Origin of the sequence: Aquincola tertiaricarbonis (genome assembly GCF_023573145.1) — a bacterium.
In the GTDB taxonomy this organism is placed as follows: Bacteria; Pseudomonadota; Gammaproteobacteria; order Burkholderiales; family Burkholderiaceae_C; genus Aquincola; species Aquincola tertiaricarbonis_B.
Genome location: NZ_CP097635.1, coordinates 2,280,520 through 2,300,392 on the forward strand (window position 1 = coordinate 2,280,520; position 19,873 = coordinate 2,300,392).

The 19,873-nt window shown below is 71.1% G+C and carries 19 protein-coding genes; 8 read left to right on the forward strand and 11 right to left on the reverse strand.

Going from position 1 to position 19,873, the window contains the following annotated elements; all coding sequences use genetic code 11:
* Positions 1-2: 2 nt before the first annotated feature.
* The 3 genes from MW290_RS10510 (at position 3) to MW290_RS10520 (ending at position 2,139) form a co-directional block, all read left to right on the forward strand.
* The gene (locus MW290_RS10510; protein ID WP_250194612.1) at positions 3-902 is read left to right on the forward strand and encodes a LysR family transcriptional regulator; all 900 of its coding nucleotides are present in this window, start codon (positions 3-5) and stop codon (positions 900-902) included.
* Between the two features lie 120 nt (positions 903-1,022).
* Positions 1,023-1,361 carry a hypothetical protein gene (locus tag MW290_RS10515; RefSeq protein WP_250194613.1) on the forward strand — a complete coding sequence of 113 codons (339 nt, stop codon included), beginning with the start codon at positions 1,023-1,025 and terminating at the stop codon, positions 1,359-1,361.
* A gap of 70 nt (positions 1,362-1,431) precedes the next feature.
* Positions 1,432-2,139 (forward strand): extensin-like domain-containing protein, encoded by a 708-nt coding sequence (locus MW290_RS10520; RefSeq protein ID WP_250194614.1) that lies wholly within the window; start codon positions 1,432-1,434, stop codon positions 2,137-2,139.
* 6 nt (positions 2,140-2,145) lie between these two features.
* Here the strand turns inward: MW290_RS10520 and MW290_RS10525 are convergent, their stop codons facing one another.
* Positions 2,146-2,376 carry a hypothetical protein gene (locus MW290_RS10525; protein WP_250194615.1) on the reverse strand — a complete coding sequence of 77 codons (231 nt, stop codon included), beginning with the start codon at positions 2,374-2,376 and terminating at the stop codon, positions 2,146-2,148.
* A gap of 71 nt (positions 2,377-2,447) precedes the next feature.
* On the opposite strand from MW290_RS10525, the gene MW290_RS10530 reads away from it, so the two are divergent.
* The gene (locus MW290_RS10530; protein WP_250194616.1) at positions 2,448-2,819 is read left to right on the forward strand and encodes a hypothetical protein; all 372 of its coding nucleotides are present in this window, start codon (positions 2,448-2,450) and stop codon (positions 2,817-2,819) included.
* Between the two features lie 6 nt (positions 2,820-2,825).
* On the opposite strand, the gene MW290_RS10535 is transcribed toward MW290_RS10530, so the two are convergent.
* The 3 genes from MW290_RS10535 to MW290_RS10545 are packed head-to-tail and all read right to left on the reverse strand — an operon-like array spanning position 2,826 to position 5,856.
* Positions 2,826-3,494: an NUDIX hydrolase gene (locus MW290_RS10535; protein ID WP_250194617.1), complete on the reverse strand. Its 669-nt coding sequence runs from the start codon at positions 3,492-3,494 to the stop codon at positions 2,826-2,828.
* Positions 3,491-3,772 carry a DUF427 domain-containing protein gene (locus tag MW290_RS10540; protein ID WP_250194618.1) on the reverse strand — a complete coding sequence of 94 codons (282 nt, stop codon included), beginning with the start codon at positions 3,770-3,772 and terminating at the stop codon, positions 3,491-3,493. The genes MW290_RS10535 and MW290_RS10540 overlap by 4 nt, the downstream gene beginning before the upstream one ends.
* The gene (locus MW290_RS10545) at positions 3,769-5,856 is read right to left on the reverse strand and encodes an NAD(+) synthase (protein ID WP_250194619.1); all 2,088 of its coding nucleotides are present in this window, start codon (positions 5,854-5,856) and stop codon (positions 3,769-3,771) included. Before MW290_RS10545 ends, MW290_RS10540 begins: the two co-directional genes overlap by 4 nt.
* A gap of 218 nt (positions 5,857-6,074) precedes the next feature.
* On the opposite strand from MW290_RS10545, the gene MW290_RS10550 reads away from it, so the two are divergent.
* Positions 6,075-7,937, forward strand: a complete 1,863-nt coding sequence (locus MW290_RS10550) for an ATP-binding cassette domain-containing protein (protein WP_250194620.1) — start codon at positions 6,075-6,077, stop codon at positions 7,935-7,937.
* On the opposite strand, the gene MW290_RS10555 is transcribed toward MW290_RS10550, so the two are convergent.
* The 3 genes from MW290_RS10555 to MW290_RS10565 form a co-directional block, all read right to left on the reverse strand.
* Positions 7,901-8,776: an alpha/beta hydrolase family protein gene (locus tag MW290_RS10555; protein WP_250194621.1), complete on the reverse strand. Its 876-nt coding sequence runs from the start codon at positions 8,774-8,776 to the stop codon at positions 7,901-7,903. The genes MW290_RS10550 and MW290_RS10555 overlap by 37 nt on opposite strands.
* Positions 8,763-9,968, reverse strand: coding sequence for a DUF3182 family protein (locus tag MW290_RS10560; protein ID WP_250194622.1), 1,206 nt, complete (start codon positions 9,966-9,968; stop codon positions 8,763-8,765). The genes MW290_RS10555 and MW290_RS10560 overlap by 14 nt, the downstream gene beginning before the upstream one ends.
* Positions 9,969-10,080: 112 nt before the next feature.
* Positions 10,081-11,436: a DUF3422 family protein gene (locus tag MW290_RS10565; RefSeq protein ID WP_259373443.1), complete on the reverse strand. Its 1,356-nt coding sequence runs from the start codon at positions 11,434-11,436 to the stop codon at positions 10,081-10,083.
* Positions 11,437-11,551: 115 nt separating this feature from the next.
* On the opposite strand from MW290_RS10565, the gene MW290_RS10570 reads away from it, so the two are divergent.
* The gene (locus MW290_RS10570; RefSeq protein ID WP_250194624.1) at positions 11,552-11,839 is read left to right on the forward strand and encodes a hypothetical protein; all 288 of its coding nucleotides are present in this window, start codon (positions 11,552-11,554) and stop codon (positions 11,837-11,839) included.
* Between the two features lie 82 nt (positions 11,840-11,921).
* Here the strand turns inward: MW290_RS10570 and MW290_RS10575 are convergent, their stop codons facing one another.
* From MW290_RS10575 to MW290_RS10590, 4 genes are all read right to left on the reverse strand, one after another.
* Entirely contained in the window at positions 11,922-12,191 is a 270-nt protein-coding gene (locus tag MW290_RS10575; protein WP_250194625.1) for a GlsB/YeaQ/YmgE family stress response membrane protein, read from the reverse strand.
* Positions 12,192-12,360: 169 nt separating this feature from the next.
* Positions 12,361-14,652, reverse strand: a complete 2,292-nt coding sequence (locus MW290_RS10580) for a xanthine dehydrogenase family protein molybdopterin-binding subunit (protein ID WP_375142742.1) — start codon at positions 14,650-14,652, stop codon at positions 12,361-12,363.
* Positions 14,649-15,731 carry an FAD binding domain-containing protein gene (locus MW290_RS10585; RefSeq protein ID WP_250194626.1) on the reverse strand — a complete coding sequence of 361 codons (1,083 nt, stop codon included), beginning with the start codon at positions 15,729-15,731 and terminating at the stop codon, positions 14,649-14,651. The genes MW290_RS10580 and MW290_RS10585 overlap by 4 nt, the downstream gene beginning before the upstream one ends.
* A complete protein-coding gene (locus MW290_RS10590; RefSeq protein ID WP_250194627.1) occupies positions 15,728-16,273 on the reverse strand; it encodes a (2Fe-2S)-binding protein in 546 nt (181 codons plus the stop codon). Before MW290_RS10590 ends, MW290_RS10585 begins: the two co-directional genes overlap by 4 nt.
* Before the next feature lie 394 nt (positions 16,274-16,667).
* Between MW290_RS10590 and MW290_RS10595 the strand changes: the two genes are divergently transcribed.
* Together MW290_RS10595 and treZ are read left to right on the forward strand one after the other, a co-directional pair.
* Complete coding sequence (locus MW290_RS10595; RefSeq protein WP_310740072.1) at positions 16,668-18,017, forward strand: glucose-1-phosphate adenylyltransferase; 1,350 nt, start codon at positions 16,668-16,670, stop codon at positions 18,015-18,017.
* Complete coding sequence (gene treZ, locus MW290_RS10600) at positions 18,014-19,870, forward strand: malto-oligosyltrehalose trehalohydrolase (RefSeq protein ID WP_250194628.1); 1,857 nt, start codon at positions 18,014-18,016, stop codon at positions 19,868-19,870. Before MW290_RS10595 ends, treZ begins: the two co-directional genes overlap by 4 nt.
* Positions 19,871-19,873 lie beyond the last annotated feature (3 nt).

Here is a 19,873-nt window from a genome sequence, read left to right on the forward strand (position 1 = left end):
GTATGGACGACGACTGGAAGCGCCTGGCGCTGTTCGCCGAGGTGGTGCGTGCCGGCTCGCTGAGCGCGGCGGCGCGGCGGCTGGGTATCAGCACTTCGGCGGTGAGCCAGCAGCTGCGCGTGCTGGAGCAGGCGCATGGGGTCACGCTGCTGCACCGCACCACCCGCAAGATCGCGGTGACCGAGGCCGGCGCCCGCCTGGCCGACCATTGCCAGGCGATGGTGGACGCGGCCGACCGCGCGCGCCAGCAGCTGACGCTGGCGCGCGATGCGCCGCAAGGGGAGCTGCGCATCTCGGCCCCGGTGGGCTTTGCGAGGCATGTGGCGCCGGCGCTGGCGCCCTTGCTGGCGGCTCACCCCGGCCTGACGCTGCGGCTGCTGGTGGACGACGCGATGATCGACCTGGTGGATGCCCGCGTGGACCTGGCGCTGCGCGCCGGCCGACTGGCCGATTCCACCTGGGTGGCGCGGCGGCTGTGCAGTTTCGAGATGCTGCTGTGCGCAGCCCCTGCCTACCTGGCGCGGGCCGGCGTGCCGCAGGCGCCGGCCGATTTGCTGGCGCACCAGTGGATCGGCAGCGGCCAGGCGCTGTTGCTGGAGTTGAGCGGCGCGACTGGCACCGTCGAGCGCCTGCGCGTGGAGCCGCGGGCGATGAGCAACAACCAGCTGTCCTTGCAGCAGCTGTGCGTGGCCGGGCTGGGCCTCACCCTGGCCGTGCGCGCCGACGTGGAAGACGAGCTGCGCAGCGGCCGCCTGGTGCCGGTGCTGCCCGGCTGGCGCGGCCCGCCGATTCCGGTATGGGCGGTCACGCCACAGCGCGATGGCCAGCCCGCCAAGGTGCGGCATGCCGCGGCCGCCATCGAGCGCTACCTGCTCACCGTGCCGGGCGCGATCGTCGACTGATGTTGCAATCGCACAACTGCTTCCTATCGATAGGGGGTATCGGTACATAGGGATTTCCCGTAGTCTCGCTGTATTGGGGTTTCTACTGATTCCCCGGCCCAGCAACACCAAGGAAGTCACATGAACCGCTACATCGTCGCCCTCGCCGCCGCCATCGTTTCCGCAGCCGCCTCGCTGCCCGCCTCGGCCCAGGTCGAGCGTGCCGCACCGGTGATGTCCAAGCCCGCCGCCGGCATCGACGCTGCCACCTTCATCCCCGGTCACCCGGCCAGCCCGAAGTGGAAGGCCCCTGTGACCGCCCGCGCCAACGGCGAGCACCCGGCCGTGCTGGTCTCGCGCCAGGCCGCGCACATCGACGCCAACACCTTCATCGTGCAGCCGCCCGCTTCCACCGTGTGGACGCAGGCCCCGGCCGACGTCGCCGTGGTGGCGGGCTCGCCTGCCAACCCGGCGCGCTGATCCAGCGCGCTGGCGCGCGGCCAAAGCCCGCGCACCAGCGAGCCCCCGGCCCGGCCTTTAGGCTGTGGCCATGAGTCGTTTTCCTGCCGCGCCTTCCGTGGCTGCGCTGATGCTGGTGGCCGGGTTGGTTCTCTGGCACGGCCACGGCCGCTGGTGGCAGTGGCCCGACCGGCACAACCCGTGGGCGCCGCTGGCGCTGGATGAAGCGCCCGGCTGGCTCACCCGGCACAAGCTGGGCCGGCTGACCGCGGAGCCGCAGGCCTGCCAGGCCTTCCTGCGCAGCACACCGCTGCAGTTCGAGCCGCAACCCGACCGCGTGACCGGCCCCGGCTGTGGCTTCACGAATGCGGTGCGCCTGCGCCGCACCCACGTGCTGCTGGCCGAGCCGGTCGTGCTCAGCTGCCCGGCCGCGGCATCGCTGGCGCTGTGGGAGCGCCATGTGCTGCAGCCCGCCGCGCAGGCCACGTTGGGCCAGCCGGTGGAGCGAATGCAGCACTTCGGCAGCTACGCCTGCCGCAACGTGTACGGCCGTGCGCAGGGTGCACGCAGCCAGCATGCCACCGCCGACGCGCTGGACGTCTCGGGCTTCGTGCTGCGGGGCGGCCGCCGCATCACCGTGGCGGCGGACTGGGCGGGGCAGGACGACGCGGCGCGCTTCCTGCGGCAGGTACATGGCGGTGCCTGCGGCCTGTTCGACGGTGTGCTGGGCCCGGCCTACAACCGCGCCCACGCCGACCACCTGCACCTGGACCGCGGCCCCTACCGGCTGTGCCGGTGAGTTCGGTCAGCGCTGGCTGCGCGCCTTCTTCGAATCGACATCGGCCAGCTGCTGCTTGAGGAGCAGGTAGAGCACGCGGGCGTTTTCCACCGTCATCGTCAGCATGCTCGAGGGTTCGGCACCGTCGTCGTCCTGGCGGGGCATGGGCTGCACTGCGGCATCAACGCGCGCCCGCACCAGTCCGTGGCTGTTGTTCATCAGCTTGATGCGCTGCACTTCGATCTGATAGGTCTTCATCACCCGAAGCGTAGCCCACCCCAGGGCGAATACCGGTCGCCGTGCTGGGCAGGGTGGCCTAGTCTGCGGGGATGAACACCCCCTTCAAGACGGGCCGGGCCGTGGCCACTGTGCTGCTGGTGGCCGCCACGCAAACCGCCGTGGCCCAAGCCGATGCCTGGCCGGTGGCCGGCCGGCAGGGCGTGATCCAGGTGGTCATCGTGCCCGAGGACGCTGCGCGCGACCGCGAGGCTTATGCCCGCCAGATCGAGCGCCTGTGCCCGCCGCAGGCCACCTGCTTCATCAACTTCCACACCAACAGCACCGGCGCGCCGGTGGCGGTGCCGCTGCCCGACGCGATCGCGCAGGAGTCCACCGCGGTGTTCCGCCGCTCCATCAAGCAGGGCGGCGAGTACTTCCGCTGGAGCTGCCGCATGGGCATCGACGCCGCGAACTGCTTTTAGGAAGTGCTATTTCCACGCGAAGGCCGGCTGCTCGAAGTGGGAGACCCGTGTGGGCAGGCCGCGCAGGCAGACCTCGCGGAACTGGTACAGCACCGCCGCGGTGGGCGCCGCGATCCAGGTGCTGCCCACCGGCATGCGCAGCACGGGGTGCAGGCTGGTGGCCACGTTCTCCAGCCGCGGCGCGTCCAGCCGCAGGAATTCGCTCACCGGGATGCGGTGGATGCTGTCCACCTCGCCGGGGTTGGCCACCAGCAGCGGCGCCCGCCCGGCCCACACCACCACCGGCGTGATGACGAAGCCCGAGCGGGTGCTGAAGTCGTCCAGCCGGCCCAGCACCGCGCTGTCGTCCAGCACCAGGCCTACTTCCTCCTGCAGCTCGCGCAGCGCGGCGGCCTCGGGCGTCTCGCCGTCGTCCACGCGGCCGCCGGGCAGGGCCCACTGGCCGGGGTGGTGGCGCAGGTGCAGCGCGCGGCGGGTGAGGATCAGCGCCGCGGCCTCGGACCACTCGGCATGCGCCGGCAGGCCACCCACGGCGGCGCCATGGCCTTCGTCGACGATGGCCACCGCCACCGCGGCACGGCCGGGGTGGCTGGCGTCGTGCAGCGACTGCACGGCCAGCGCCTGCAGCCGGGCCTGCACCTGGTCGCGCAGCGCAGGGGTGCGCTGCACCGTCATGCCTCGATCTTCACGCCCTTCCAGAAGGCCACGCGGTCCTTGATCTCGGCCGCGGCCTCCTTGGGCTGGGGGTAGTACCAGACGGCGTCGGGGTTGGCATCGCCATCCACGAACAGCGTGTAGTAGCTGGCCTCGCCCTTCCAGGAACACATGGTCTTGGTGTTGCTGGGCAGGATGTACTTCGGGTCCAGCGCCGATGCCGGGAAGTAGTGGTTGCCTTCCACCACCACGGTGTCGTCGCTTTCGGCCACCACGGTGCCGTTCCAGATCGCCTTCATGTGCCGGTCTCCTTCAGGGATGAATCTTCCTCGGGCACGCGGGCCCAGTCGGCCAGCCAGGTGGTGGCATGGGCATCGCTGGGGGCGCGCCAGTCGCCACGCGGCGACAACGAGCCCCCCGAGCCTACCTTGGGCGCGTTCGGCACGCAGGAGCGCTTGAACTGGCTGGTCTGGAAGAAGCGGAACACGAAGGTGCGCAGGTGCTTCTTGATCTGCGCCAGGGTGTACTGGTTGCGCGCCACCAGCGGGCTGTCGGGCCAGGGGCCGCGCCGGGCGTCGCGCCAGGCCTGCCAGGCCAGGAAGGCCACCTTGCTGGGCGGAAAGCCGAAGCGCACCGTGTGGTACAGCGCAAAGTCGTGCAGCTCGTAGGGGCCCAGCGTGCTTTCGGTGCTCTGGCCGGGCTGGCCGCCGTCGGCCTCGCCGGGCACCAGCTCGGGACTGATCTCGGTGTCCAGCACCTGCTGCAGCACCGTGCGCTCGCGCTCGCTGGCCTTGCCGGCCACCCAGCGCACCAGGTGCTTGATCAGCGTCTTGGGCACGCTGGCGTTCACGTTGTAGTGCGACATGTGGTCGCCCACGCCATAGGTGCACCAGCCCAGCGCCAGCTCGCTCAGGTCGCCGGTGCCCAGCACCAGCGCGTTGTGGTGGTTGGCCAGGCGGAACAGGTGGCTGGTGCGCTCGCCGGCCTGCACGTTCTCGAAGGTGACGTCGTACTGCTTCTGCCCCTCGGCGTACGGGTGGCCCAGGTCCTGGAGCATCTGCTCGCAGCTGGGGCGGATGTCGATCTCGGCCGCGCTGCAGCCCACGGCCAGCATCAGCTCACGGGCCTGCGCCAGCGTGCGCTGGCTGGTGGCAAAGCCCGGCATGGTGTAGCCCAGCACGTTCGTGCGCGGCAGGCCCAGCAGGTCCATCGCACGCACCGCCACCAGCAGGGCGTGGGTAGAGTCCAGCCCGCCCGAGATGCCGATCACCAGCTTCTGGATGCCGCTGGTCTCCAGCCGCTGCACCAGCGCCTGCACCTGGATGGCATACACCTCCTCGCAGCGGGTGTCGCGGGTCAGCGGGTCGGCCGGCACATAGGGGAAGCGCGGCACCGTGCGGCGCAGCGTGGCCAGCTCGGGCGTCAAGGGGGCCCGCGGCAGCTCGAAGCGCACCGCCTGCATGCGGCCCACCTGCTCGGCATGCAGCCCGGCCGACTGGCCGAAGCTGGTCTGCCGCATGCGCTCGCGCGAGAGGCGTTCCAGGTCGACGTCGGCCAGCGTGATGTGGCCGTCGCCCGCAAAGCGCTGCGACTCGGCCAGCAGGTCGCCGGCTTCGTAGATCAGCGCCTGGCCGTCCCAGGCCAGGTCGGTGGTGGACTCACCCACGCCGGCCGAGGTGTAGAGGTAGGCCGACAGGCAGCGCGCCGAGTGCAGGCTGGCCAGCTGGTGGCGGTAACCCGACTTGCCGATAGTGACGTTGGAGGCCGAGAGGTTGACGAGCACGGTGGCGCCGGCCAGGGCGGCGTACGACGAGGGCGGGATCGGCACCCAGACGTCCTCGCAGATCTCGACGTGGAAGCGCAGCAGCGGCTGGTTGGCCGCCTCGAAGATGAGCTGGGTGCCGAAGGGCACGGTCTGGTCGCCGATGCGCACCTCGCTCACCAGGGCATGGGCCGCGGGGTTGAACTGCCGGGCCTCGTAGAACTCGGCGTAGTTGGGCAGGTAGGTCTTGGGCACGATGCCCAGGATGCGGCCGTCGAACACCACCGCCGCGCAGTTGAACAGGCTGTGCCGCACCCGCAGCGGCAGGCCGACGATGGCCACCGCCGGCAGGCCGCGGCTGCCGGCGGCGATGTCCAGCAGCGCCTGCTCGCAGGCGTCCAGCACCGCGCGCTGGTGGAACAGGTCGTCGCAGGTGTAGGCCGACAGGCCCAGTTCGGGGAAGGCCACCAGTGAAGCGCCCTGGTCGGCGGCCTCGCGCAGCATGCGCAGGGTTTCGCCGGCGTTCCAGGCCGGGTCGGCGATGCGCACGCGCGGCACGGCCACCGCCATGCGCAGGTAGCCGTGGGTGGCGGGGTGGAAGAAGTCGGTCGGCTGGGTCATCGTGGCTTGGCGCGGGTGGGGTGGGGCGGTGGTCCGCCAGCGCCCGCGATTGTCGTTGCCCTGGCGCGGCGGCATTGCGTTTGTAAGCGTGTCTGGCAAACGCCTACAGGCGCTTTGTCAGGCGGCCGACTCCCCGCGCTTGAAGCGGCTTTCTACAGTGCCCGCTGCCGTGGCATGTCGCCCGGCAGGTGCGCCGTGTTCCGGCTGTCCAGGATGCCATGTCCACCACCCCCGTCTCCGCCGCCGCCGTCGTGCCCGCCTCGCTGGGCGAGTTGTACCGGCACATCTGGCTGCATGCCCAGGGCGCACGCGCCAAGTTCGCGCTGGCGCTGGGCATGCTGGGCGGCTCCCAGCTGTTGAAGCTGGGCATCCCGTGGATGGCCGCGCAGGCCATCAACGGCATCCAGTCGGCCGGCCGGGCCGGCCTGGGCCCGGCGGCGGTGTGGATCGGCGCCATCCTGGCGGCCTACGTGGGCTGCTGGTCGCTGCATGGCCCTGCCCGGGTGATGGAGCGCACCGTGGCGCTGCGGGTGCGCCGCAGCGTGGCCGATGCGCTGTACGGCCGGCTGCTGCGCGCGCCGCTGGGCTGGCATGAGCAGCACCACTCCGGCGACCTGCAGCACCGCGTGGGCCAGGCCTCCAATGCGCTGTTCGGCTTCACGCAGAACCAGTTCATCTACCTGCAGAACGCCATCAACCTGTGTGGCCCGGTGGTGGCGCTGTGGCTGCTGTCGCCGGCCACCAGCACGGTGGCCGTGGTGGGGCTGGTGGTCATCTCCACCGTCATCGTGGCCTTCGACGGCGCGCTGATGAAGCTGGCGGTGGCCGAGAACCAGGCCGAGCGCCGCTACGCGGCCCGGCTGCTGGACTTCGTGGGCAACGTGTCGTCGGTGCTCAGCCTGCGGCTGCAGGAAGGCACCCGCCGCCTGCTGGACAGCCGGCTGATGGCGGTGTTCGAGCCCCTGCGCCGCAGCATCGTGCTCAATGAATGGAAGTGGTGCTCGGTCGACCTGTCGGGCGTGATGCTGTCCTGGGGTCTGGTGGCGGTGTACGTGCTGTTCGTCACCCCGGGCGTCACCCCGGGCGCCGGCCCGGCCGCGGGTGCGGCCACCGGTGCGGTGATGCTGGGCAGCCTGTTCATGGTGTACCAGTACGCGCAGCAGGCGGCCGGCGTGCTGGGCACCATCGCTTCGCAGTACCAGGCGGTGGCGCGCACCCGCACCGACTTCGCCAGCGCGGCCATCGTGCTGCAGGCGCCGCAACGGCAGGCGCCGGTGCTGCCGGCCGATCCCGGCTGGCGCCGCATCGACATCCAGGGCCTGCGTTTCAGCCGCCCCGGTGCGGAGGGCGGCGCCGAAGAGCGCGGTGGCCTGCATGACGTGGCCTTGTCGCTGCACCGCGGCGAGCGCCTGGCCTTGGTGGGCCCCAGCGGCGCCGGCAAGAGCACGCTGCTGCGTGCGCTGGCCGGCCTGTACGAGGCCAAGGCCGCACACATCGCGGTGGATGGCCGCTACGTGGACGGCGCGCGCGACCTGGCGCCGGTGGCCACGCTGATTCCGCAGGAAGCCGAGATCTTCGAGGCTTCGGTGCGCGAGAACATCACCTTCGACGAGCCCGTGCCCGAGGACGCGCTGATGCGCGCTATCCACGCCGCCGCCTTCGACCCCGTGCTGGAGACCTTGCCCGGCCGGCTGGAAGCGCCGATGGCCGAGCGCGGCACCAACCTGTCGGGTGGCCAGCGCCAGCGGCTGGCGCTGGCGCGCGGCCTGCTGGCGGCCCGCCACAGCAGCGTGCTGCTGCTGGACGAGCCCACCAGCGCGCTGGACTCACTGACCGAGATCCACGTGCACTCGCGCATCCTCGAAGCCTTCCCCGATGCCTGCATCGTGGCTTCGGTGCACCGCCTGGGGCTGCTGGCCCACTTCGACAAGGTGGTGTTCATGGTCGCCGGCCGGGTGGAAGACGTGGGCACCGTGGCCGAGCTGGTGCAGCGCCAGCCGGCCTTCGCGGTGATGATGGCGACGATGGGGCCGGGCGCGGTTGCTCAGCCGGCGTCGGCCGAAGCCGCGGTGGCAGGCTGAGGGGGCGCTGCGGCCGGGCTGGCCGCAGCCGGCTTGGCGGGCGGCGGCGTCGGCGGAGATTCGGGCTCATGCGGCTCGTGCACCGCAGGTGCCACGTGGTCGGCGCGGGCACCGAAGATCATTTCGTTGATCCAGCCCACCAGCACCTGGGTGTAGGCACGCTGGTCGGCCGGCTCGGTCAGGCCATGGTCGGCGCCGCGCAGGCAGCGGTAGGTCAGCGAGCGGGCGTTCTTGCCGGCCTCGCGGTAGCTGTGCAGCACTTCCTTGGGCACGATGGTGTCCAGCTCCGACTGCACCAGCAGCAGGTCGCCATCGAAGTCGTGCGTGGCCTGCAGCGCGCGGTTGTCGGCAAAGGGCACCAGGTGGCGGCGGTAGGCCTTCAGGTCCTGGTCCTTGTGCAGCTGCAGCTTGGGCACTTCCCAGCCCGAGTCCATGTACAGCGCAGGCGCCCGCAGCGCCAGCCAGCGCACCGGGCGCATGGTGGTCAGGATGGTGGCCAGGTAGCCGCCGTAGCTGCTGCCCACCACCGCGATGGACGAGGGATCCACATGCCGCCGCTCGGCCAGCAGGTCGTAGGCGGCCAGCACGTCCTGCAGGTTGCTGGCGCGTGAAACGGTCTCGAACTGCGGCTTGGTCTGCGCATGGCCCCGCAGGTCGAAGGCCAGGCAGATGCAGCCCAGCGCCGCGATCTGCCGCGCCCGGGCCAGGTACTGCGACTGGCTGCCGCCCCAGCCATGGATGAACAGCACGCCCGGCAGCAGCGTGCCGGGCGTGACGAAGGTGCCGGCGATGCTGCCGTCGTCGACCGGGATGGCGACGTTCTCGTCAAAGGTCGGCATGCGCCTCCACCTGCGCGTATTTGGTCACCCGGCCCACTTCCGCATCGTCGTCGTCATAGTGCACCCGGGCGCCGGCCGGCACCGGCACCTGGTCGCCGTACACCTCATGGGTGGAGGCGCGCACGGCTCGGCATGCCGGGTCGGCCTGGAAGTGCTGCAGCGCGGCCACCTCGGCGCCGCTGGCACCGCCGATGCGCCAGCTCTGTTCGAGCACGCCCGAGCGCCACTGGCCGCGGTCGTCGATGCCCTGGGCCACGTCGTAGTTGGCCCGCGTGGCCAGGAAGCCCGGGTAATGCCGCGCCGCCTCCTGGTGGTAGACCAGCGCCTGGTCCACCGCGGTGGCCATTTCGGGCGACAGCCGCATCGCGCGCAGCGCGTCGAAGCCGCCGCGCACCACCGTGAGGGTGGAGCCGCCGTACACCTCTTCGCCGCGGTGGTTGGTGGTGAGCTGCTGGGTGCCCACGTAGCTGGCCGTCAGCGGGCCGGCCTGCACCTGGCCCACGCTCAAGGTCTCGACCTGGCGCAGGTTGCGTTCCAGCACCACGCCGTGCTGGCGCAGCACCTCGGCGTCGGTCTCGTCCAGCCACAGGCGCAGCTCGTCGATGTGGCGCATCACCTGCTGGCCGAGGCCGCCTACGCCATCGGGCTTCTTCAAGCGCAGGCTGCCATGCGCCAGCAGGCGCTCTGCGGCCAGCAGTGCGTCGGGCGCGCTGAAGACGGAGTAGCCGGGCAGCGTGACGGCCTGCACCGCCTCGCCATGCGCGGGCTGCCAGCCCGCCGGGGCAGTGGCCTGCGCATGCACCAGACCGTGCGACACCAGCTTGGTGGCCACGAAGTCGTGCGGCACCACGCCGCCGAACAGCTGGGCGCCGTCTTCGATGCCCAGCTGGCGCGCGGCCTGCACGCTGGTGAGCGTTTCGCTGGGCACGAAGAACAGCGGGCCCTGCGGCGGCGCATCGGCCCGGTAGAAGCCGCCGAAGGGCAGGCCCAGCAGGTCGGCCAGCGCATGCGCCACCGAGGCCTTGGTGCGGTGGTCGTGCCCGCCTTCGCGGCAGGGGTCGATGCAGTGGAACACCACCGTGGGCCGCGGCCCGGCGGTGGCGGCATGGTCATCGCTCGGGTGGGTCCGCAGGCTGCCTGCGGTGCCGGGGCCCGCGTCGGCGCCCAGGCTGGGTTCTTGCGCAAGGATCATCGAAGCCTCCGGCGTTGGGGTGGGCGATGACCCACTGTGCACCGCAGCTGGATGCCGGGTTGACGGGAGTCATGCGCATCGCTTGTAGGAGGAGGCCGCGGTCGGCGCCGGATCAGTTGGCCATGTGAAGCCGCCTGTGGATGCGTCGGGTGGCCTTCCATACCGCCCACAGCACCAGCGGTATGGCGGCACCGGCCGCCATCTCGGGGTTGAGCGGCAGGCCCGCCGCCTTGGCGGCCTTGCCGCCGTACAGCAGCAGGCTCACCACGTAGTACGAGATGGCCGCGATCGACAGGCCTTCCACGGTGGACTGCAGCCGCAGCTGCAGTTCCTGCCCGCGCGTCAGCTTGGCCAGCAGTTGCTGGTTCTGCGTTTCGGTGGCGATGTCCACCCGCGTGCGCAGCAGCGCGCTGCTGCGTTCGATGCGCTGCGACAGCGAACCCAGCCGCTGCGCCGTGGCCGCCACGGTGGCGATGGCCGGTGACAGCCGCCGCTGCATGAATTCGCCGATGGTCTGGGTGCCGGGGATCGGCTTTTCGCGCAGCTCGGTGAGCCGCTGGCGCACCAGGGCGTCGTAGGCCTCAGTGGCCGAGAAGCGGTACTGGTGCTCGGCGGTGGCGCGCTCCACCCGCGCCGCCACGTGGATCAGCTGGTCCAGCAGCTCGGCCTCGGAGCTCTCGCGCGCTTCCAGCCGCGCGGTCACCGCGGCCAGCGCGGCCTCCGACTCGGCCAGCACCGGTGCCAGCGCCTTGGCCACCGGCAGGCCACGCAAGGCCATCAGGCGGTAGATCTCGATTTCGAGCAGCCGCTGCGAGATGCGGCCGGCGCGGGTTTCGCTGGTGCCGGGCGGTGCCAGCACCAGCAGCCGTTCGAAGCCATCGGGCCGCAGCCGGAAGTTGGTCACCGCCATCGAATGCCCGTTGCCCATCAGCGAGGCCACCACGGTGCGCCCGCCGAACCAGCGCTGGGCCGCGGCCAGCGCGGCATGGGGGTCGGTGATGTCGGTCTCCAGCATCACCAATTGCAGCGCCGCCACGGTGCGGCCCGGCACCTCGCGCAGCCAGTCGGGCGGCAGCACCAGCGTGTCCAGCAGCGCGGGTTCCACGCCTTCCAGGCCGGCGCCCGCGGGCAGGTGCTGCACCACGGCATAGCGGGTGAACTCGGTGTGGCGCTCCCACTTCAGCGTGTGGTCGGAGAAGCGCAGCCGCAGGAAGTTGCCGGCCAGGTCTTCCAGCCGCAGCCCCTCCTGCCCGGGCAGGCGGCGCAGGTGGATCCATTCGTCCTCGCGGCTCACGCCCTGGTTGAGCACGGCGATGGTGAACACCAGCGCCGGCAGGCGGATGCGCGCCGACGGCCGTGCATGCACTTCGTTGTGCAACATCTCTCGCCAATCGTCATCGGGCGGCAAGGCCAGCGGGATGGCAGAGCTGGCAGTGATGGCGGCCGAAGGTGCGGAATGTGATGTCATTGCAGCGCGGGCGGGGTGGAACAGCCCCAGTGTGCCTGCGGCGGGCCGAAGCTGGCAGGCCCCCACGGGCCAGTTCGACGGATCGACGCCACAGCGGGCGCGCTACGCTTGCGCCATGCAAGTCGTTGGCATTCCCCTGCGCAAGCCCGCCTTCAACGAGGTGACGGCTGCCACCATCATGGGCGCTGGCCTCTGGGTCGCGCTGGTCGGCCTGCTCAAGGCCGGCGGTCATCCGCTGGAGCGGCCCGATGCCGCAGCGCTGCTGCTGGTCATGCTGTGGGGCTGCCTGTCGGTGCGCCTGGGCATCGACCTGGCGGCCGGCTGGCGCCACCGCTTCGTGCACCTGGCGGTGTGCGGGGCGCTGCTGGGGCTGCTGCAACTGGCCCGCAGCTTCCTGGCCTGAGCACAGCCGGAAGTGAAGACGCGCCCATCAGGGCGCGTCTGTGTAGAGCCTGCGGGCCGCGCCGCCAGGCCCAGCCGCTGCGTCAGCGCACGCTACCGCGGCGCACCAGGTTCACGATGGCCAGCAGGATGATCGCGCCGCCCAGTGACAGCAGCAGGCCCATCACGCTGAAGTCACCCTGGTTGACCGTACCGACCCCCACCAGCGGCGACAGCAGCCAGCCGCCCAGCATGGCGCCGACGATACCGACCACGACATTCAGGATCACGCCCTGCTGCGCATCGGTGCGCATGATCATGCTCGCAACCCATCCGATGAGCCCGCCGACAACCAGCCAGATGATGAGGTTCATGAATTCACTCCAAGTTTGATTTGATGATCACCGGCGGCGCTGCCGCCGGTTGGTGGGGCCTGTGGCTCGAGGGCGGGCCACCGGTGAAGTGAGATTAGGGCGGCGGGTCTTCCAGGGCAGTCGGCTGCAACCGGCAAGTGCCGTCAGCATTGGCCTACGCCGCCCTCGCTCATGGGGCCATCACCTTGTCCGGCGTCATCGGCAGGCTGTAGATGCGGCGGCCGGTGGCATGGTGGATGGCGTTGCACACCGCGGCGGCCACGCCCACCAGGCCGATCTCGCCCACGCCCTTGGCCCCCAGCCGGCTGGCGATGCGGTCGTTCTCTTCCACGAAGATCACGTCGATGTCGTGGATGTCGGCATTCACCGGCACGTGGTACTGCGCGAAGTCGCGGTTCATGAAGCGGCCCAGCCGGTGGTCGGCCTGCGTCTCTTCATGCAGCGCCTGGCTGATGCCCCACACCACGCCGCCGATGATCTGGCTGCGCGCGGTCTGCCGGTTCATGATGCGGCCGGCGGCGATGGCGCTGACGATGCGGGTGACCCGCACGGTGCCGAAGTCCTCGTCCACCTTCACCTCGCAGAACACCGCCGAGTGCACCGCCCGCGTGTACTTCTTCTGCTTGAGCACGGCGGGCAGCATCAGGTACTTTTCTTCCAGCTCCTTCAGGCCGGCAGCGGCCAGGATGTCGGTCAGGCGCACCGTCACGTCGCGCTCGAAGCGCAGGAACATGAAGCCCTGCGCGAAACCCACGTCATGGAAGCGGCAGGTGGCGAAGGGCGACTGCGGCTGCTTGCGCGCCAGCTCCCACAGCTTGTGCTGCAGCCGCTCGCACACGCCTTGCACCGCCGAGCCGATGGTGGCCACGTGCGAGGAGCCACCTTCGATCGGCGCCACCGGCAGGTTGGAGTCCCCCAGCTCGAAGCGCACGTCCTCCATCGCCATGCCCATGGCCGCGGCGCCGATCTGCGTCATCACCGTCAGGGTGCCGGTGCCGATGTCGCTGGCCGCGGTGCGCAGCACCAGCTTGCCGTCGGCCCGCAGCAGCGCATGCACGCGGGCGAACATCTGCATCGCGTCCCAGGTGCCGCTGGCCATGCCCCAGCCCACCAGCTCGCGGCCCTGGCGCATCGAGCGCGGGGCGGGCGGCCGACCTTCCCAGCCGAAGCGTTCGGCCGCCTGCTGGTAGCAGGCGCGCAGCTCCTTGCTGGAAAAGGGCAGGTCCTCGTTGTAGTCGTGGTCGGCGTAGTTCTTCAGGCGCAGGGCCACCGGGTCCATCTGCAGCCGGTGGGCCAGCTCGTCCATCGCCACCTCGATGGCATGCACGCCGTGGGCGGCACCGGGCGCGCGCATGTCCATCGGGCTGTAGTGGTCCAGCTCGGACAGCTGGTAGCCCAGCCGCGCCGCCTCGCTGCGGTAGAGCTGGCTGGACCAGTTCACCACCACCTCCACGTAGTCTTCCTTGCGCGAGGTGGCGCCCACCGCGTCGTGCGTCAGTGCCAGCAGCTGGCCGTCGGGCGCGGCGCCCAGCTTCACCCGCTGCCAGCTCTCGGGCCGGTGGCCGAAGTTGAACATCTGCTGGCGCGTGAGCACCACGCGCACCGAGCGTTCCAGTTTCAGCGCCGCCATCGTGGCCAGCAGCACCGTGGGCTGCGGCCGCAGGCCCGAACCGAAGGCGCCGCCCACGAACTCGTTCTTCACCGTCACCCGGCTCTTGGGCAGGCCGAACACCCGCGACAGCACCCAGCGCACGTTCTGAGAGCCCTGCGTCTTGTCGTGCACCGTGAGGTGGCGGTTGCGGCCGTAGATCACCGTGCTGCCGTGCAGCTCCATCGGGTTGTGGTGCTCGGCGCCGTGGTGGAACTCGGCATCCACCTGCACCGGCGCCTGCGCATAGGCGGCCTCGGCATCGCCCCGCGGCTTGGGCGGCGGCTTGAAGCCGGCGCGCAGCGGGCTGGGCTCGCGCGCTTCGCCGCGCACGGCCATCAGGTCGGTCTGGTGCGGCTCGGCGGCCACCTGCGCCTCCACCAGCGTGGCGGCATGGCGGGCGGCCTCGAAGCTGGTGGCCACCACCAGCGCCACCGGCTGGCCGCTGCAGTGCACCTGGTCGTCGTGCAGCGGCTTGAAGGGCGAGCCGGTGACCGGCGCCGTCATGTCCTTGTAGAAGAGGTCCAGCGAGCGCATGCGCGGCCGGTTCTCGTGGGTGATGACCTCCACCACGCCGGGCACCGCCATCGCGCGGCGCACGTCGATGCGCTCGATGCGGCCGCGCGCTACCGGGGTGTCCACGATCACGCCGTACAGCAGGTCGCCGGCCGGGTGCTCGGCGGCATAGCGGGCGCGGCCGGTCACCTTGGCCGGGCCGTCCAGCCGCGGCAGCGGCATGCCCAGGCTGACCGGCGGGCGCAGCGCCAGCAGGTCGGCAAAGGGGGTGTCGACGGGGGTGAAGCGGTCGTTCATGCATCCTCCCTGCGCGCAGCGGCAGTGGCCAGGCCGGCGAGCGGCCCGGTGTTGGTGAGTTCGCCATCGGTGGCCAGCGACAGGGCCCGCACCACCGCGCGGTGCGCCATCGGCAGCTTGAAGGCGTTGTCGATGCCCGGCGCGCCGCACGCCTGCGCGCCCTGCAACAGGCGGGCGGCGGCTTCGCCGAAAGCGTCGGGGCCGGGCTCGCGGCCCTGCAGCAGGGCCTCGGCCTCGGGCAGGCGCCAGGGCTTGTGCGCCACGCCGCCCAGCGCGATGCGGGCCTGGCGGATGCGGCCGTCGCCGTCCAGGTCCAGCGCCGCGGCCACCGACACCAGCGCAAACGCGTAGGAGGCACGCTCGCGCAGCTTCAGATAGGTGGCGTGGCGCGCGAAGCCGGCCGGCGCCGGCGGCAGGCTGAGATGGGTGATCAGCTCATCGGGTTGCAGCTCGGTGTCCAGGTCCGGGCGGTCACCGGGCAGGCGGTGGAAGTCGGCCATCGGGATGCTGCGGCTGCCGCGTGCCGATTGCACGTGCACCGTCGCATCCAGCGCCCGCAGCGCCACGCAGAAGTCCGACGGGTGGGTGGCCACGCACTGATCGCTGGCACCCAGGATGGCATGCGAGCGTGCCAGGCCTTCACGCGCGGGGCAGCCGCTGCCGGGGCGCCGCTTGTTGCAGGGCAGCTGCGCGTCGTAGAAGTAGGCGCAGCGCGTGCGCTGCAACAGGTTGCCGCCGTTGGTGGCCATGTTGCGGATCTGCGGTGAGGCACCGGCCAGCAACGCGGCCGCCAGCAGCGGGTAGCGATCACGCACCAGCGGGTGGGCCGCGGTGGCCGCGTTGGTGGCCAGCGCGCCCAGCTGCAGCCCGCCGTCGGGCGTGGCCTGGATGGCTTGCAGCGGCAGCCGGTGCACGTCCACCAGCCGGGTCGGGCGGGTCAGGTCGGCCTTCATCAGGTCGAGCAGGTTGGTGCCGCCGGCCAGGAAGCGGGCGCCTTCGGCGCGGGCGGCGGGTGCGCGGCCCAGGCCTTCCAGCGCGGCGTCCACGCTGTCGGGCATCAGGTGTTCGAACGGGCTCATGGCTGCGTCCTTTCGGCGGGCATCGATTCGGGCAGCGGGCGCGGGCGCAGCGCCTGCGTGGACACCGCCTGCACGATCTGCGGATAGGCGCCGCAGCGGCAGAGGTTGCCGCTCATCAGCTCACGCAGCTGCTCGGGGGTCTGCGCGCCGCCTTCGTTGATCAAACCCACCGCCGAGCACAGCTGGCCCGGCGTGCAGTAGCCGCACTGGAAGGCGTCGTGGTCGATGAAGGCCTGCTGCAGCGGGTGCAGCGTGCCGTCTTCGGCGGCCAGGCCTTCCACGGTGGTGATGGTGGCGCCATCGTGCGAGACGGCCAGCGTCAGGCAGCTGTTGATGCGCTTGCCGTCCAGCAGCACGGTGCAGGCGCCGCACTGGCCGTGGTCACAGCCCTTCTTGGTGCCGGTGAGGTCGGCATGGTCGCGCAGCAGGTCCAGCAGCGTCACCCACGGCGCCACCAGCAGCTGGGTGGCGCGGCCGTTGATGTGCAGCCGGATGGGCCGCTGGACGAGACCGTCGGGGGCAAGAGAGGAGGGTGTCGACATGGGCGTCCTTCTTGGATGTTTTCGTGTGTAAGCACAGGCAGGCTCAGGGCCGAAGGGCAACGCGTGTTCCCGGCTGTTGCAGGCGGCGCGGCATGCCGCTTGCCCCCGCGCGGCCATGTATCCCCACGCATCCCCGGCCCCGACGCTGCGCTGCCTGCAACGCCTGCGCGCCGGTGCGCCACCCGCGGCGGGTGCCGCCCGAGATCCCGCGTTCGAAGCGCCGGCCGCCTTCCCAGGTTTGCAGCACTTCAGGGCAGCCGGTGCGACATGTCGACAGGCAGGGGCGGGCGCATGAAGCCCGCACTCACCGACGGCGGCATGAGGCGCCGTCCTACGACGCCCGGACGATGTGGCCGGGACACTTTCTGCAACAGGCGGTAGTAAGGAACGCGCAATGCAACAAAGAAGACCCTCGGTGCTCGCCTTCGTGATGGCGGGAGGTGAAGGCTCCAGGCTGTTTCCCTTGACGCAGCACCGGTGCAAACCGTCCGTGCCGTTCAACGGCAAGCATCGCGTCGTGGACTTCGTGCTGAGCAACCTCGTCAACAGCGACATCAACAGCATCTACCTGCTGGTGCAGTACAAGTCGCAGGCCTTGATCGAGCACGTGCGCCAGTCCTGGACGATGGCGCGCTTCATCCCCGACCACTTCATCACCGTGGTGCCGCCGCAGATGCGCGACGGCGCCGAGTGGTTCCGCGGCACCGCCGATTCGGTGTGGCAGAACCTGCACCTGATCGAGACTCACCGCCCCGACTACGTGGCCGTGTTCGGTGCCGACCACGTGTACCGCATGGACGTGCGCCAGATGCTGGATGCACACATCGCCGCCCATGCCGACGTGAGCGTGGCCACGCTGCCGGTGTCGCTGGAAAAGTGCTCGCAGTTCGGCATCGTCGAAACCGACGCCGACTTGATGGTGCGCGAATTCCGCGAGAAGCCGAAGATGGCTGCCCCCATGCCCGGCCGGCCCACGCATGCGCTGGCCTCGATGGGCAACTACATCTTTTCCACCGACGTGCTGCTGGACGAGCTGCGCCGTGCCCACCGTGCCGGTGAACGCGATTTCGGCGGCGACATCCTGCCGCGCCTGGCCAAGAGCCACCGGGTGCTGGCCTATGACTTCACCACCAACCACGTGCCGGGTCTGGCCGACTTCGAAGACCCGCACTACTGGCGCGACGTAGGCACCATCGAGGCCTACTTCGAGGCCCACTTCGACACCCTGGGCGCCAAGCCGCGTTTTCGCATGACCAACCCCAGCTGGCCGGTGTATGCCAGCCAGGACCCGTCGGAATCCGCGCAGATCGAAAGCGGCGTGCTCAACCGCTCCGTGGTCGGCTCGGGCTGCGTGGTCACCAACGCGCGGCTGGACCACGCGATGCTGCGCAGCTCGGTCACCGTGTGCGACGACGCGCAGCTGTCGCACTGCATCGTGATGGAGCGCACCACCATCGGCCGCGGCGCGCGCATCACGCGGGCCATCATCGACCAGGACAACGACATCCCGGCCGGCGAGGTGATCGGCGGCGACCGCGAACGCGACAGCCAGCGTTTCCATGTCAGCGAGAGCGGCATCGTGGTGGTGCCGCGGGGCTACTTCCGCCGCCATACCGGCAGCCGCACGCCGGTGCTGGCCACCTCCAATGCCAAGCCGGTGGCACCGTCTGCGGCAGGAGGCGCCAGCAGCCTGGCCAAGCCGGCGGCGCCCGGCCACATCGCGGCTGCGAAGGCCGCTGCATGAGGGGCTACGTGCCGGGCGAGGGCTGGCGATTCGGCCCGCGGATCGAGGGCGACAGCACGCGCTTCAGCCTGTGGGCGCCCAGCGCCCCGCAGGTGACGCTGGAGATCGTGAACGCCGAGGGCGAGGTGCTGCAGCGCCATGCGCTGCAACGCGATGGCGACGGCTTCCACCAGGCCCGCGTGGCCGGTGCCGGCCCCGGCACGCTGTACCGCTTCCGCGTGCGTGACGACCTGGCGGTGCCCGACCCCGCCTCGCGCAGCAACCCGCAGGGCGTGCATGGCCCGAGCGAGGTGGTCGAGGCAGCCGCACGGGCGCAACCCGGCCCGGCCTGGGCCGGCCGGCCCTGGCACGAGGCCGTGGTCTACGAGCTGCATGTGGGCACCTTCACGCCCGAAGGCACGCTGGCCGCCGCGGCGGCGCGGCTGCCCGCGCTGCAGGCCGCCGGCATCACCGCGGTGGAACTGCTGCCGTTGGCGGCCTTTCCGGGCCAGCGCGGCTGGGGTTACGACGGTGTGCTGCCCTTCGCGGTGCACCCGGCCTATGGCCGCCCGGAAGACCTGCGCGCCTTCACGGACGCCGCCCATGCGCTGGGCCTGATGGTGCTGCTGGACGTGGTCTACAACCACTTCGGCCCGGATGGCAACTACATGGCCGCCTACTGCCCCGAGCTGGTGAACCCCGAACACCACACGCCCTGGGGCTCGGCCATCAACTTCGACGGTGAACACAACGCGCCGGTCCGCCGCTTCTTCATCGAGAACGCGCTGTACTGGGTGGGCGAGTGCGGCCTGGACGGCCTGCGGCTGGACGCCGTGCATGCGCTGGTGGACACCTCGGAACGCCACATCGTGCAGGACGTCGGCGCCGCCTTGCTCGACGGCCCCGGCCGCCACCGCCATGTGCACCTGGTGCTTGAGAACGAGCGCAATTCGGTGCGCATGCTCACGCCGCCGGCCGAGGCGCCGGCCGAAGCCGGCCTGGCCCAGTGGGACGACGACTGGCACCACGCCGCCCACGTGGTGGCCACCGGCGAGACCGATGGCTACTACAGCGACTATGCCGAGCAGCCGGTGCGCCAGCTGGCCCAGGCGCTGGCCGAAGGCTTCATCTTCCAGGGCCAGCCCAGCCCGTTCGCGCATGGCGAGCGGCGCGGGGAGCCCAGCACCGGCCTGCGGCCCACGGCCTTCATCGTCTTCCTGCAGAACCACGACCAGATCGGCAACCGTGCGATGGGCGAGCGGCTGGACGCGCTGGCGCCCGCCGCCCGGGTGGAGGCGCTGCTGACACTGCTGCTGCTGTCGCCGCAGGTGCCGATGCTGTTCATGGGCGAAGAGTTCGCGGCCACCACGCCCTTCCTTTACTTCTGCGACCACGCCGGTGATCTGGCGCATGCGGTGACCGACGGCCGACGCAACGAGTTCGCGCGCTTTGCCGCCTTCTCGCACCCCGAGGCGCGCGAGCGCATTCCCGACCCCAATGCGGCGAGCACCTTCGACGCCAGCACGCTGCGCTGGGCCGAGCTGCACCGCGATGCCGGCCAACGCCGGCTGCAGCTGGTGACCCGCCTGCTGGCGCTGCGGCGTGAGCACCTGTGGCCGCTGGTGCCGCAGCTGCGCGGTGCCGGCCGCTACGGCGTGCAGGGTGATGCGCTGCACGTGCACTGGCAGGCCGACGACGGCAGCCGCTGGCACCTGCGTGCACAGCTGGGCGATGGCCCTGCCCGCCTGCCCTTGGGGCCCGACGAACAAGCGCTGCACCTGCAGGCCGCCCGGCTGGAGGAGGGCGCCTGCCACTTCGACGGCCCCGGCGCCCTGGTGTCCTTCGAACCCGCGCTGCGCGCCGCCGGCCAGTGACCC

Bases quoted from the DNA above. Each gene is read 5' to 3' on its own strand.
- MW290_RS10510 (WP_250194612.1), top strand. From the start codon at position 3: ATGGACGACGACTGGAAGCGCCTGGCGCTGTTCGCCGAGGTGGTGCGT.
- MW290_RS10515 (WP_250194613.1), top strand. From the start codon at position 1,023: ATGAACCGCTACATCGTCGCCCTCGCCGCCGCCATCGTTTCCGCAGCC.
- MW290_RS10520 (WP_250194614.1), top strand. From the start codon at position 1,432: ATGAGTCGTTTTCCTGCCGCGCCTTCCGTGGCTGCGCTGATGCTGGTG.
- MW290_RS10525 (WP_250194615.1), bottom strand. From the start codon at position 2,376: ATGAAGACCTATCAGATCGAAGTGCAGCGCATCAAGCTGATGAACAAC.
- MW290_RS10530 (WP_250194616.1), top strand. From the start codon at position 2,448: ATGAACACCCCCTTCAAGACGGGCCGGGCCGTGGCCACTGTGCTGCTG.
- MW290_RS10535 (WP_250194617.1), bottom strand. From the start codon at position 3,494: ATGACGGTGCAGCGCACCCCTGCGCTGCGCGACCAGGTGCAGGCCCGG.
- MW290_RS10540 (WP_250194618.1), bottom strand. From the start codon at position 3,772: ATGAAGGCGATCTGGAACGGCACCGTGGTGGCCGAAAGCGACGACACC.
- MW290_RS10545 (WP_250194619.1), bottom strand. From the start codon at position 5,856: ATGACCCAGCCGACCGACTTCTTCCACCCCGCCACCCACGGCTACCTG.
- MW290_RS10550 (WP_250194620.1), top strand. From the start codon at position 6,075: ATGTCCACCACCCCCGTCTCCGCCGCCGCCGTCGTGCCCGCCTCGCTG.
- MW290_RS10555 (WP_250194621.1), bottom strand. From the start codon at position 8,776: ATGCCGACCTTTGACGAGAACGTCGCCATCCCGGTCGACGACGGCAGC.
- MW290_RS10560 (WP_250194622.1), bottom strand. From the start codon at position 9,968: ATGATCCTTGCGCAAGAACCCAGCCTGGGCGCCGACGCGGGCCCCGGC.
- MW290_RS10565 (WP_259373443.1), bottom strand. From the start codon at position 11,436: ATGACATCACATTCCGCACCTTCGGCCGCCATCACTGCCAGCTCTGCC.
- MW290_RS10570 (WP_250194624.1), top strand. From the start codon at position 11,552: ATGCAAGTCGTTGGCATTCCCCTGCGCAAGCCCGCCTTCAACGAGGTG.
- MW290_RS10575 (WP_250194625.1), bottom strand. From the start codon at position 12,191: ATGAACCTCATCATCTGGCTGGTTGTCGGCGGGCTCATCGGATGGGTT.
- MW290_RS10580 (WP_375142742.1), bottom strand. From the start codon at position 14,652: ATGAACGACCGCTTCACCCCCGTCGACACCCCCTTTGCCGACCTGCTG.
- MW290_RS10585 (WP_250194626.1), bottom strand. From the start codon at position 15,731: ATGAGCCCGTTCGAACACCTGATGCCCGACAGCGTGGACGCCGCGCTG.
- MW290_RS10590 (WP_250194627.1), bottom strand. From the start codon at position 16,273: ATGTCGACACCCTCCTCTCTTGCCCCCGACGGTCTCGTCCAGCGGCCC.
- MW290_RS10595 (WP_310740072.1), top strand. From the start codon at position 16,668: ATGCAACAAAGAAGACCCTCGGTGCTCGCCTTCGTGATGGCGGGAGGT.
- treZ (WP_250194628.1), top strand. From the start codon at position 18,014: ATGAGGGGCTACGTGCCGGGCGAGGGCTGGCGATTCGGCCCGCGGATC.